This is a genomic window from Burkholderia sp. HI4860, from assembly GCF_002223045.2.
In the GTDB taxonomy this organism is placed as follows: domain Bacteria; phylum Pseudomonadota; class Gammaproteobacteria; order Burkholderiales; family Burkholderiaceae; genus Burkholderia.
In genome coordinates this window covers 350,934-364,388 of record NZ_NKFO02000005.1, presented here as the reverse complement: position 1 = coordinate 364,388, position 13,455 = coordinate 350,934, and the positions used below count along the sequence as shown (strand labels likewise).

At 67.1% G+C, this 13,455-nt stretch carries 8 protein-coding genes; 5 read left to right on the top strand and 3 right to left on the bottom strand.

The features are described 5' to 3' along the window. Window position 1 precedes the first annotated feature (1 nt). From CFB34_RS35760 to CFB34_RS35745, 4 genes are all read left to right on the top strand, one after another. Window positions 2–322, top strand: a complete 321-nt coding sequence (locus tag CFB34_RS35760; RefSeq protein WP_089444389.1) for a high-potential iron-sulfur protein — start codon at window positions 2–4, stop codon at window positions 320–322. A 246-nt stretch (window positions 323–568) separates the two neighbouring features. Then, window positions 569–1,483: a LysR substrate-binding domain-containing protein gene (locus CFB34_RS35755; RefSeq protein WP_089444388.1), complete on the top strand. Its 915-nt coding sequence runs from the start codon at window positions 569–571 to the stop codon at window positions 1,481–1,483. Between the two features lie 183 nt (window positions 1,484–1,666). After that, entirely contained in the window at window positions 1,667–2,941 is a 1,275-nt protein-coding gene (locus tag CFB34_RS35750) for a dicarboxylate/amino acid:cation symporter (protein ID WP_089444560.1), read from the top strand. Then, window positions 2,941–4,398: an amino acid racemase gene (locus tag CFB34_RS35745; RefSeq protein WP_089444387.1), complete on the top strand. Its 1,458-nt coding sequence runs from the start codon at window positions 2,941–2,943 to the stop codon at window positions 4,396–4,398. The genes CFB34_RS35750 and CFB34_RS35745 overlap by 1 nt, the downstream gene beginning before the upstream one ends. A gap of 107 nt (window positions 4,399–4,505) precedes the next feature. Here the strand turns inward: CFB34_RS35745 and CFB34_RS35740 are convergent, their stop codons facing one another. The 3 genes from CFB34_RS35740 to CFB34_RS35730 form a co-directional block, all read right to left on the bottom strand. Beyond that, window positions 4,506–4,700 carry a hypothetical protein gene (locus CFB34_RS35740; RefSeq protein WP_089444386.1) on the bottom strand — a complete coding sequence of 65 codons (195 nt, stop codon included), beginning with the start codon at window positions 4,698–4,700 and terminating at the stop codon, window positions 4,506–4,508. Window positions 4,701–4,801: 101 nt separating this feature from the next. Next, the gene (locus tag CFB34_RS35735) at window positions 4,802–5,980 is read right to left on the bottom strand and encodes a chromate transporter (RefSeq protein WP_089444385.1); all 1,179 of its coding nucleotides are present in this window, start codon (window positions 5,978–5,980) and stop codon (window positions 4,802–4,804) included. Beyond that, window positions 5,977–6,954, bottom strand: a complete 978-nt coding sequence (locus CFB34_RS35730) for a chromate resistance protein ChrB domain-containing protein (protein WP_179243788.1) — start codon at window positions 6,952–6,954, stop codon at window positions 5,977–5,979. The genes CFB34_RS35735 and CFB34_RS35730 overlap by 4 nt, the downstream gene beginning before the upstream one ends. 373 nt (window positions 6,955–7,327) lie before the next feature. On the opposite strand from CFB34_RS35730, the gene uvrA reads away from it, so the two are divergent. Beyond that, complete coding sequence (gene uvrA, locus CFB34_RS35725; protein WP_089444383.1) at window positions 7,328–13,222, top strand: excinuclease ABC subunit UvrA; 5,895 nt, start codon at window positions 7,328–7,330, stop codon at window positions 13,220–13,222. The last annotated feature ends 233 nt before the right edge of the window (window positions 13,223–13,455 follow it).

The following is a 13,455-nucleotide window of genomic DNA, read 5'->3' as shown; positions in this document are numbered from 1 at the left end:
CATGAAATTTTCTCGTCGACGTTTCATTGCAGTCACCACCGTGCTCGCCTCCGCGCTCGCCGTTGGACGCCGCGCGACGGCGGCGGATGCCGGGGCCGGTGTCGTGCAGGAAACCGATGCCAATGCCCAGGCGCTCGGCTACAAGGCGGATGCCGGCCGCGTCGATCATGCGAAGTACCCGAAATTCCAGGCAGGCGAGGCCTGTGCGAATTGCCAGTTCTTCCAGGGCAAGGCCGGCGCCACGACGGGGGCGTGCGCGATTTTCGGCGGCAAGCAGGTGAGTGCGAAAGGCTGGTGCAACGGTTATACGAAGAAGGCGTAGCAAGGGAAGGATGGGCTGACGGCCGTGCAACTGAAACGCCGTCGTCGCCGGGGTTGTCGCCCGCGCATTTCGTCGCCGTCGTCGAGCCCGCAGAACGGCGACGTCCAGATCGGCCACGGGCGCCATGGCAAACGTCGGCGCGATACGCCGGATCGAACACATACAATGTGAGCGTCCGCCGGCCTGCGCGTCGCCCTGACTACGGTGACGCGCAGGCCGATCCCACCGCGATCCTCCAAGGCCGATATGGAAATCAAATGGATCGAGGATTTCCTCGCCCTCGCTCAGTATCAAAGCTTTTCCCGGGCGGCGGAGTTCCGCAACGTCACGCAGTCGGGTTTCAGCCGCCGCATCCAGTCTCTCGAACAGTGGATCGGAGCCGAACTGATCGACCGCAGCAGCTTTCCGCCGGTGCTGACGCCGGCGGGCCGCCTGTTTCGCGAGACGGCCGAAGATGTGCTCAGCCGCCTGTTCGACACGCGCGCGATCATCCGCACCGAGCAGCGGATCGCCGGCAAGAGCCTGCAGATTGCCGCGGGCCACACGATCGCGCTGAGTTTCCTGCCGGCGTGGCTCAAGGCGCTCGCGCCGCATTTCGGTGAAGTGCGGGCGCGTGTCATTCCGACCAATGTCCACGATTCGATCCTGATGCTCGTCAACGGCAACTGCGAGCTCATGTTTGCGTATCACCACCCGGAACTGCCGCTCCATCTCGATCCGGTGAAATACGAACATCTGACCGTGGGCCTCGATACGCTGATGCCGGCATGCAGGCCCGACCGTCGATCGGCGCCGGCCTTTCGTCTTCCCGGGACGAAGCAGCATCCGCTGCCGCTGATTTCCTATACGGAAACCAGTTACTTCGGGCGGTGCCTCGCGCTGCTGCTCGGTCGCGCAACGGATGCGCCGGCCTTGCAACTGCACTACGAATCCGACATGGCCGAGGTGCTGAAGAAACTCGTGATGGAGGGCGAGGGTGTCGCGTGGCTGCCCCGGAGCGCGATCACGGCGGAACTGGCGGCCGGCGAACTCGTGCCGGCCGGGCCGGCGGCGTGGAACCTCGACGTCGAACTGCGCGTGTATCGCGACGTGTCCAATCGGAGTGAATTCCTGGACACGCTCTGGCAGCACCTGCGCGCGGCGCCTTCGCAGCTCGGCTGAGTCAGGGTTTTCCCGCCTTATGCGGCGCTCGCATACCGCCATGTTGCACCGGCATCACGGTTTTATCGACGATCCCTACCATTCGTTCCAACGGCAGATGTGATGCGTGACCCGCATCGCGCTGCCTGCATCGCAGCGACGGCCCGCCTTCCGGCGGCCGGGTGCCACCACGGACGGATGGACATGAAAAATCGCCTTACCTTAAGCATCGCAGTCGGCATGATTCTCGGGGTCGTCGCCGGCTATCTCTGCCACACCCACATCGCGGACCCGGGCGCGCTCAAGACGACTGCCGGCTATTTCTCGATCGTCACCGACATCTTCCTGCGCCTGATCAAGATGATCATCGCGCCGCTGGTGTTCGTGACGCTCGTGTCGGGCCTGGCCGGCATGGACAGCGGCGAGGACGTCGGGCGCATCGGCCTGCGCTCGATCGGGTGGTTCATCTGCGCGTCGCTGATTTCGCTGAGCCTCGGCCTCGTCATGGCCAATGCGCTGGAGCCGGGCGCCGGCCTGAACCTCACGGCAACCGCCGGCGAAGTCAATATCGGCTTGAACACGGCCGCGCTGAACGCCCGGGACGTGATCACGCACGCGTTCCCGACCAGCCTGCTCGACGCGATGGCGCGCAACGACATCCTGCAGATCCTGGTGTTCTCGGTCTTTCTCGGCGTCGCGCTGAGTGCGCTGAAGCACGACAGGCGCGTCGGCGTCGTGATCCAGTCGATCGACGGGATGGTGCCGGTGATGCTGCGCCTGACGAACTACGTGATGCGCGCGGCGCCGCTCGGCGTATTCGGTGCGATCGCGTCGTCGGTCACGCTGCGCGGGCTCGACGTGATCTACACGTATGGCAAGCTGATCGGCGCGTTCTATCTCGGCTTGCTCGTCCTCTGGACGATCCTGATCGGCGCCGGCTATGCGTTTCTCGGGCGACGCGTCGTGAGCCTGCTGAAGGCCGTGCGCGAACCCGCGCTGATCGCCTTCTCGACCGCGAGCAGCGAGGCCGCCTATCCGCGCCTGACCGAGCAGCTCGAGCGGTTCGGCGTCGACAAGAAGGTGGTGGGTTTCACGTTGCCGCTGGGTTACGCATTCAACCTCGACGGTTCGATGATGTACCAGGCGTTTGCCGCCATCTTCATCGCCCAGGCGTTCGGCGTGCATATGCCGCTGTCGGAGCAGGTGTTCATGCTGCTGGTGCTGATGTTGAGCAGCAAGGGCATGGCGAGCGTGCCGCGCGGCTCGGTGGTCGTGGTCGCGGCGGTCGCGCCGATGTTCCATCTGCCGGTGGCCGGCGTCGCGATGGTCCTCGCGATCGACCAGATCCTCGACATGGGGCGCACGATGACGAACGTGATCGGCAACAGCGTGGCGACGGCCGTGATCGCGAAGTGGGAGGGCCGGCGAGCCGTGAAGTCGAGCGGCGCCGTATTCGACGAGCCGGAGCTGAATGCGTGATGGGCACGGACAGCGTGAACACTCGAAGAAAATTCGGCGTGGTCGGCGGCCTCGGGCCGCTGGGGAGCGCCGACGTGTTCTTCAAGATGGTGAAGGCGACGCCGGCGTCTTCCGACGCTGAGCATGTCGAAGCGATTTTCGAGCAATACCCGTTCAATGGCGCGGGGTCGGGCAGTGCCGCGACCATCGAACGCAAGCTGTACGTGTTCGACATGATCCGGGCGTTCGAGGCGCGCGGCGTGACGACGGTCGTGCTCCCGTGTTTCCTGAGCCACACGTTCATCGACGAGCTGAAAGCGAATACGAGGCTGCCGATCGTGGATATCGTCGAAGCCGTTCGCAGCCACGTGCAACGCAAGTATCCCGACGCGACGCGCATCGGCGTGCTCGCGTCCGATTACGTGCGGGACAAGCGGCTCTTCGATGCGTATTTCCCGTCGCCGCCATTCGACATCGTCCATCCGCGTACGCACGAGGGCGTCGATCTCGTGACGGAAGCCGTCTACGGTGCCGACGGCATCAAGCGCGGCACGCTTCGAGGTCGGCCGGTCGAACTGTTGCGCCGCGCCTGCGAGGACCTGGTCGATCAGGGCGTGCAGGTCATCGTTCCGGGGCTGACCGAGATTGCGCTGGTCGCGGATGAAATCGGGCCGTTGCCGGTGCCGTTGATCGATTCGAATCTCGCCTACGCGCAGTACGCGGTATCGGCGCCGCACGGCTCCCGTGCATCGACGTTCAAGATCGGCGTGGTCGGCGGCGTGGGTCCGGCCGCGACAGTCGATTTCCTGGACAAGATCGTGCGCAACACGCCGGCGTCGCGCGACCAGGACCATATCAAGCTGCTGGTCGAACAGAATCCGCAAATCCCCGATCGAACCGAGAATCTGGTGGGTGCCGGCGTGGACCCGACGATCGCCTTGTACGCGACCTGCAAGAAGCTCGAGGACGGCGATGCGGACGTCATCGCGATTCCGTGCAATACCGCGCATGCATTCGTCGAGCGGATCCAGCTGTATCTCGACGTCCCGATCGTCAACATGCTGACCGTCACGGTCGCTCACTTGCGCGACACCTACCCGGCGCTACGCGACGTCGGTGTACTGGCGACGTCCGGCACGATCGAAAGCGGTGTGTATGAAAGGGCGCTGGCGCAGCAAGGACTCCGGCAAGTCGCGCCCGCACCGGCGTTGCAGGCGCGCGTGATGGAAGCGATCTACGGCAAGGCGGGTGTCAAGGCGGGCTTCACGGCCGGACAGTGCAAGGAAGATATCGACGCTGCCGTCGACGCGCTGATTGCCGACGGCGTGAACGTGATCGTGCTCGGATGTACCGAATTGCCGATCCTGCTGCCGGGGGGCGAATACGTCGCCCGAAACGGTGGGCGGGCGACGCTGGTCGACCCGACCGACGTGCTGGCGCGCGCGTGCGTTGCCCGCGCGATGGCGGCGGCGGGCTGAGCCCGCTCACATGTCGCCTGCCGCGCGTCGATCAGCGGCGACGAAGCAGGCTCGCGTGAGCGCCGGCCGCGCGCCCGCGATGCCAGCACGCCCGCTTCAGGCGGCAGTCAGGCCTCCTGATCCTGCACGCGCGCCGTTTCTTTCCGGCGCGCCGCGGCATTCGTGGGCATCACCACCGCCGTGCCTTCCACGACGACGAGGCCATCGACTTCGCAGCGGGTTTCCAGCACGACCCGGCGCCGGCTCGCGAGAATCTCCTCGACCGTCACGGTCGCGCGAACCGCCTTCATCAGTGGCTGCATGGAGATACCGTATCGTGTCAGCCGAAAGCAAGCCGTATCTAAGGCGATCGCTTGCCCGCGCTTTCATCCGGTACGTCACCTCCGCCTCACATCGACTCGAGTCAGTGGTGGAGCAGCGGGAACGCCACGAGTCCAATGACGGCGGCTGCCGTCACGATCACCGGTTCCTGGAGCTTCTTGAAACGCCACAGCAGCAGCACGGTTGCAACGGCGAGCAGCGCAGTCGGGATATCGACGATCGATCGCTTCGCAATGACGAGAACGGAACCCGTGATCGCACCGACGGCCGCCGCCGTGATGCCGTTCACGAACGCCTTGACGCCCGGCCGGTGCCCGTATTTCTTCACATAAGGCGCGGGGATGACCGTGAACAGATAACAAGGCAGGAACGTGCCGAGCGAAGCGACGAGTGCGCCCGGGAATCCCCCGACCAGATATCCGATGAAGCCGACGGTGATCACGACCGGGCCGGGCGTGATCATCGCGACCGCGACGGCATCCACGAACTGCTTGTCGTTGAGCCAGTGATGCTCGGTGACGACGCCGCCATAGAGGAACGGCACGATCGCGAGCCCGGAGCCGAACACGAACGCACCGGCCTTCATGAAGAAGGCGCCGAGCTGAACGAGCTGCGGCAAATCGATGCCGCTCAGCATCCCGCTGGCCGCGGGAAGATTGGCAGCGGCAACGGCATTCAGGCCGCCCTTGTGCAGCCACTTGGGTGGAGCGCGCCACAGCCAGCCGATCAGGCCGGCAGCGACGAACAGCCACGCGATTTCCGATTCCGTGATGAAGGTCACCGCAGCCAAGGTCAGGAAGATCGCCCAAAGGAGCTTGTCGTTGCCGACGGTCTTGGTCGTGAGCTTGTACGCGCTCATCGCGATGATGCCGACCACCGCGGCGCCGACGCCGTAGAAGACGGCCTGCATCCACGACAGCCCGCCGAAATGCGCATACGCGAACCCGAGCGCGACCACCATCAGGAACGACGGCAGCACGAACGCGAAACCGACGAGCGTCGCGCCGAGGAGGCGGTAGTGGACGAAGCCGAGATAGATCGCCAACTGGGCCGCCATCGGCCCCGGTGCGAGCTGGGCCAGCGTGAGGCCTTCCTTGTAGTCGGCCTCCGTGATCCAGCCGCGACGCTCGACCAGGTCGCGACGCATGTAGCCCGCGAGCGCGACCGGCCCGCCGAAACCGAATGTGCCGAGACGCAGCATGTAGGCGACCAGTTCGCCCAGCGAGTAGGTCGGTTCGGTGGTGGCGATGGTAGTCGTCATGATCTGGCGGTGGTTGGGTTCTTGCCGTTCGACGTGAAGTGCGCATACAGGGCGTCGAGCACGGCGCCCATCTGCTCGAGCAACTGGTCGTCGGTCTCCGTGCGCTGGCGCGTGCCGGCCATCACGGCCTCGAAGCCCACCGCTTCAGGCGCGGCGGGGCCGCCTACGTCGAGTGCATGCACGATCTCGCCGAGCCGCGTCAGCGCGGCGTCGTTTTCGAGCCCGAAACTGGCGAGTAGCACCTCGAATGTCACGCGCTCGCCGACGTGCGTGAACGTCGCACCGTCGAAATCGAAGCCGAGCGCGTCGGCCGGGCAATCCGCCGGCGACGCCAGCCAGATGAAGCGGGCGCGCGCGTCGATGAATCGGTGGATCAACCATGCGCTCGCGACGCGATCGACCCACATCCGCTGCCGCGTCGCCCACGTGCGACCCTGGTACTCGCCAATCGTCAGCGGACGAATGGCGCGGTCCGCGGCGTGCGGCTCGCCCGGCGACAGCACGGTGTCGACCCGCGTGACGAAATCCTGCAGCGCGACTTCGGCGCGAGTGGCCGAATCGCCCGGGAAATAGTCGATCGCCCGGATGGCGTCGAACTCCTTGCGCAGGCGACGCAGCAGGCGGGTGAGTTCCGTGGGGGACTGCCCGGCCAGGGTCTTGCGCGCATCGACGAGGGTTCGCGTGAAGGTCGCGTAGTCGGCGTCGCGGTCGAACAGCGCGCGGAATTCCTGTTCCTGTGACGTGTCGAGACTGGGCGCACGCAGCAGGTAGGCCGTGCCGCCGCTGTCGGCGATCGCGTCCGCGAGCTCGCGCAGGGTCGCCTCGTGCTCTGCGGTGTACGGCAGCAGGTAGATGCCGTCGCGCAGCACCGCGCATCCCTTCGCCTTCAGCGCACGCCAGAACCGCATGCGGGCCGTCGCGTTTTCTGTCGGAAGGGTCAGAACGAGGAGTGACCAGATCGATAAAGTGTTCATGTAGAAAATGCTACTAATACGTCACAACTTCTACAAGTTAACTTTTCGAGCGCTGCACGCAGGGGAGGGCTGCACCAGTCAACAGTCAGCCGGAGACGGGGGGGAAATGGTTGGCGGGACGCGCCCATGACCGCTGCGCACCGGCATGCCGCGGGTCGCCTGTTCGGCAAAGGCGTCTCGCTTCCTCGCCAGCCGTCTGCCCATGACGGCGCCAGGGTCGTCATGGAAAACTGTATGAATATACAGTATAGTGTCCGTCGCAATCGAGCCGCGCACGTGTCACCGTGGCGGCCCGTGCGCCGCGCCTGCGGGCATCCGCCGCAGCGTTCCGGCACCGAGCACTCTGGCTAACTCATTCAGACGGGCAGGCAAATTGTCATCCAGCAATCTGATCCGCATTCGCGGAGCACGTCAGCACAACCTCAAGAATCTCGATCTCGACCTGCGCACCGGCGAGATGACGGTCGTCACCGGCCCGTCGGGCTCCGGCAAGTCGAGTCTCGTGTTCGACACGCTGTACGCGGAAGGCCAGCGGCGCTACGTCGAGACGTTCAGCGCGTACGCGCGGCAGTTCCTCGACCGGATGGATCGCCCGCAGGTCGAACGTGTCGACGGCGTGCCGCCGGCCATCGCGATCGACCAGACCAACCCGGTGCGCAGCTCGCGCTCGACCGTCGGCACGATGACCGAGCTGAACGATCACCTGAAGCTGCTGTACGCGCGCGCGGCCGAGCTGTTCGACCGCAAGACCGCGCGGCAGGTGCGGCACGACACGCCGGAGACGATCTACGCGGAGCTCGTCGCGCGCACGCAGGCGGACGACCCGCGCGTCGTCGTCACGTTCCCGGTCGAGCTGCCGGAAGCGGTGTCCGATGAAGAAATCGCGCAGTGGCTGTCGGCGAGCGGCTATACGCGCGTGCAGGCGCAGCGCGAGGTCGCGTCGCCCACCGGGCCGCGCAAGATGCTCGACGTGGTGGCCGACCGCTTCCGCGTGCAGGGTGCCGACAAGGTGCGCGTGGTCGAGGCGATCGAGGCGTCGCTGAAGCGCGGCGGCGGGCGCGTGAACGTCTATGTGCTGCCGGCCGACGCCGAGCACGCGGTTGCCGAGCCGCAGGTATGGCGCTTCTCCACCGGGCTCCACGATCCCGACAGCGACCTGCGCTACGCGGAGCCGCAGGCGGCGCTGTTCTCGTTCAATTCGGCGTACGGCGCATGCGAAACCTGCCGCGGCTTCGGCCGCGTGATCGGCGTCGATCTCGGCCTCGTGATCCCCGACGCGCGCAAGACGTTGCGCGGCGGCGCGATCAAGCCGATGCAGACCCCTGCCTGGAAGGAGTGCCAGGATGACCTGATGCGCTACGCGGCGAAAGCCGGCATCCCGCGCGACACACCGTGGTCCGAGCTGTCGGACGCCGAGCGCGACTGGGTCGTCAACGGGTCGCCGGACTGGAACGGCAAGTGGCAGAGCCAGTGGTACGGCGTGAAGCGCTTCTTCGGCTATCTCGAGTCGAAAGCGTACAAGATGCATATCCGCGTGCTGCTGTCGAAATACCGCAGCTACACGCCGTGCGACGTGTGCGGCGGCGCGCGCCTGAAGACGGAATCGCTGCAATGGCGGCTCGGCTCGAAGGAAAACGCCGACGGCGTGCTCGCGCCGGCCGGCCGCTTCATGCCGCGCGGCGTCGAGTGGAGCCGCGCGCAGCTCGAAGCGCTTCCGGGCCTGACCGTGCACGACCTGATGCTGCTGCCGATCGAGCGCATTCGCCGTTTCTTTGATGACATCACCTTGCCGAGCGCGCTGCTCGACGATGCGCTGAAGCTGCTGCTCGCCGAGGTGCGCACGCGCCTGAAATACCTGTGCGACGTGGGGCTCGGCTACCTGACGCTCGACCGGCAAAGCCGCACGCTGTCGGGCGGCGAGGTGCAGCGGATCAACCTGACGACGGCGCTCGGCACGTCGCTCACGAAAACCCTGTTCGTGCTCGACGAACCGAGTATCGGCCTGCATCCGCGCGACCTCACGCGGATCGTCGAGGCGATGCAGCGGCTGCGCGACGCGGGCAACACGCTGGTCGTCGTCGAGCACGATCCGTCGGTGATGCTCGCGGCCGACCGGCTGATCGACATGGGGCCCGGCCCGGGCGAGCGCGGCGGCACGATCGTCTATGACGGCACGCCGGGCGATATCCGCTCCGCGCACACGCTGACGGGCGAGTATCTCGGCGGCCGCAAGCATGTCGCGCATGCGTCGAACTGGGCGCGCCGGGTGGTCGACGCGAACACGCCGCGCATCGTGCTCGAAGGCGCGAGCGAACACAACCTGCGCGACGTGACGGTCGAGATCCCGTTGCAGCGGCTCGTCTGCGTGACGGGCGTGTCGGGGTCCGGCAAGTCCACGCTGCTGCAGGACGTGCTCTATCCGGCGATGGCGCGGCACCACGGCAAGGCGACCGAGTCGCCGGGCGCGTACCGCAGCCTCACGGGCGCCGACCAGGTCGGCGACGTCGTGTTCGTCGACCAGTCGCCGATCGGCAAGACCACGCGGTCGAACCCGGCGAGCTACGTCGGCGCGTTCGACGAGATCCGCAAGCTGTTCGCGAAGGCGCCGCTCGCGCTGCAACGCGGCTACGGCGCCGGAACGTTCAGCTTCAACTCGGGCGACGGCCGGTGCCCGACCTGCGGCGGCTCGGGCTTCGAGCACATCGAGATGCAGTTCCTGAGCGACGTCTACCTGCGCTGCCCGGATTGCGACGGCAGCCGCTACCGCGCCGAGATTCTCGAAGTGCGCATCGAGCGCAACGGCCGCGCGCTGAGCATCGCCGACGTGCTTGACCTCACCGTCAGCGAAGCGGCCGCGTTCTTCGCGACCGACGCCGAGGTGCTGCGCGTGCTGCAGCCGATCGTCGACGTCGGCCTCGAATACGTGAAGCTCGGCCAGCCGGTGCCGACGCTGTCGGGCGGCGAAGCGCAGCGGCTGAAGCTGGCAGGCTTCCTCGCCGAATCGGCGGCGGCCGTCAATGGGCGCCGGGTCGTCACGGAAGAAGCGCGCATCGCGCGGGCGAAGCTGTTCATGTTCGACGAGCCGACCACCGGGCTGCACTTCGACGACATCGCGAAGCTGATGCAGGCGTTCGGCAAGCTGCTCGCGGCCGGCCATTCGCTGATCGTGATCGAGCACAACCTCGACGTGATCCGCGCGGCCGACTGGCTGATCGATCTCGGCCCGGAAGGCGGCGACGGCGGCGGCCTCGTGCTGTGCGCGGGTACGCCCGACGACGTGAAGGCCTGTGCCGAATCGCATACCGGCGTGGCGCTGCTGCAATACGACCGCGCAATGGACGCCGAGCTGGCGCTCGCCGATGAAGGCAAGCCGCTGCAGGCCGTGCTGAACGCGGCGCGCGAGCGGCGTGCGATCGAAGGCGAAGACGTCGTGCGGATCGTCAATGCGCGCGAACACAACCTGAAGGCGCTCGACGTCGACATCCCGCACGGCAAGTTCAACGTGATCACCGGCGTATCGGGTTCCGGCAAGTCGACGCTCGCGTTCGACATCCTGTTCCATGAAGGGCAGCGCCGCTACCTCGAATCGCTGAATGCGTATGCACGCTCGATCGTGCAGCCGGCGGGCCGCCCCGAAGTCGATGCGGTGTACGGCATTCCGCCGACCGTCGCGATCGAGCAGCGGCTGTCGCGCGGCGGGCGCAAGAGCACGGTCGCGACCACGTCCGAAGTCTGGCACTTCCTGCGGCTGCTGTACGTGAAGCTCGGCCTGCAGCATTGCATCCACGACGGCACGCCCGTCACGTCGCAGTCCGTCGAATCGATCGCCGCGCAGTTGCTGCGCGATCATCGCGGCGAGCACGTCGGGCTGCTCGCGCCGCTGGTCGTCAACCGCAAGGGCGTGTATACGGATCTCGCGAAGTGGGCGAAGGCGCGCGGCAGCACGCATCTGCGCGTCGACGGCGAGTTCGTGCCGGTCGATCCGTGGCCGAAGCTCGACCGCTTCCGCGAGCATACGATCGAGCTGCCGGTGGCCGACATCGTCGTGTCGCCGGACAACGAGGCCGAACTGCGGCGCGTGCTCGACGAGACGCTCGAGCTCGGCAAGGGCGTGATGCATCTGCTCGCGCCGCTCGACGGGCTGCACGCTGCGATGCAGAACGCGCATTCGACCGCACGCGTCGGCACGGTCAAGGTGCTGTCGGTCAAGCGCGCGTGCCCGGTGTGCGGCACGAGCTACCCGGAGCTGGACCCGCGGATGTTCTCGTACAACAGCAAGCATGGCTGGTGCACGACTTGCGTCGGCACCGGCGTCACGCTTACGCGCGAACAGCGCGCCGCGTACGACGATACGGTGCTCGCCGGCGATGACCGTGGCCGCGAGCAGACGCTGCCGTCCGACGAGCAGGAGCCGGAAGGCGTGGGCAACGAGCCGTGCCCGGATTGCCATGGCACGCGGCTGAACCCGTCCGCGCGCGCGGTCACGTTCGACGCGCATCCGATCGTCGAGGTCGCGCAATGGACGGTGTCCGACACGCGGCGCTGGATCGACGGGCTGGAACTGACGGGGCGCGACGCGCAGATCGCACGCGACATCGTCAGCGAAATCGGCAGCCGCCTCGCGTTTCTCGAGGAAGTCGGGCTCGGCTACCTGAGCCTCGATCGCGCGGCGCCGAGCCTGTCGGGCGGCGAAGCGCAGCGGATCCGGCTCGCCGCGCAGCTCGGCAGCAACCTGCAGGGGGTCTGCTACGTGCTGGACGAACCGACGATCGGCCTGCATCCGCGCGACAACCAGATCCTGCTGGACGCGCTGCGCAAGCTCGGCGACAAGGGCAATACGCTCGTCGTCGTCGAGCATGACGAGGACACGATCCGCCGCGCCGATCACATCATCGACGTCGGCCCGGGCGCCGGCAAGCGCGGTGGCACGCTGGTCGCGCAGGGCGCGGTCGCGGATCTGGCCGCGCAATCCGATTCGGTCACGGGGCGCCTGCTCGCGCAGCCGATGACGCACCCGTTGCAGCCGCGCCGCAGCGTGAGCCTGCCGGGCAAGAAAGGCGGCGCCGCGGTGCCGGAGGCCTGGCTGACCGTGCATGGCGCGCGGCTGCACAACCTGCGTGACGTCACGGTCGGCATTCCGCTTGCGCGGCTCGTCGCGGTGACGGGCGTGAGCGGCTCGGGCAAGTCGACGCTCGCGCGCGACGTGCTGATGACGAACCTGCTCGACGCGGTGGGCCGCTCGGTGCTGTCGTCGCCGGCCACGCGCCGCGCGCGCAAGGCCGCGCAGCAGGACGCGCCGGCCGCCAACCGTCGTTCGAGCGTGCTCGCGCGCAGCGCGCCGCGGCCGTCGCTGAACGTCACGCATGCGTGGCAGGGCTGCGAGTCGCTGAGCGGCTGGGAGCAGATCGACCGCGTGCTGGAAGTCGACCAGACGCCGATCGGCAAGACGCCGCGCTCGTGCCCGGCCACCTATATCGGCGTGTGGGACACGATCCGCAAGCTGTTCGCCGATACGCTGGAAGCGCGGGCGCGCGGCTACACGGCGTCGCGCTTCTCGTTCAATACCGGCGACGGGCGCTGCCCCGCATGCGAGGGGCAAGGCGTGCGCACGATCGGGATGAGCTTCCTGCCCGACGTGAAGGTGCCGTGTGACGTGTGCCACGGGCAGCGCTTCAACCCGGAGACGCTCGCCGTCACGTGGCGCGGCCGGAACATCGGCGACGTGCTGACGATGGAGATCGACGAGGCGGTGGAATTCTTCGCGCCGATTTCGAACATCGCGCATCCGCTGCAGCTGATGAAGGATGTCGGGCTCGGCTACTTGACGCTCGGCCAGCCGTCGCCGACGCTGTCGGGCGGCGAGGCGCAGCGCATCAAGCTCGTCACCGAGCTGACGAAGGTGCGCGACGACATCACGCGGCGCGGCCAGAAGGCGCCGCACACGCTGTACGTGCTCGACGAACCGACGGTCGGCCTGCACATGGCCGACGTCGCGAAGCTGATTCGCGTGCTGCACCGGCTCGTCGATGCGGGGCACAGCGTCGTCGTGATCGAGCATGACCTCGACGTGATTGCCGAGGCCGACTGGATCATCGATCTCGGGCCGGAGGGCGGCGTGGGCGGCGGCACGATCGTCGCGGCGGCGCCGCCGGAAGCGCTCGCGCAGGTGAGCGCAAGCCACACCGGGCAGGCGCTCAAGCCGGTGCTGGCGCGAACGAGGTCGGACGAAGGGGAAGCCGAGCGCGAAGGAGAAGCGCGGGTAGGGTGAGCACGACGCTGCGTCTCGACGGCCCCGGCACCGGGCGGTGATTTCCCCCAGCTGACTTGCCATCGGCTGGGGGCGTACCGCGTTCCGGCTCATGCACCCCTCGTCGAGGGGTGTTTTCTTTTGGTGCTGCGACACGCGCCCGGCCGACCGGGTGCCTCCATTGTTAATCCGGCTCGAATAGAGAGTTGGAAGCAGGGGGCTAAGAGAAAACGCGCCCGATGGTTAGGATGAGT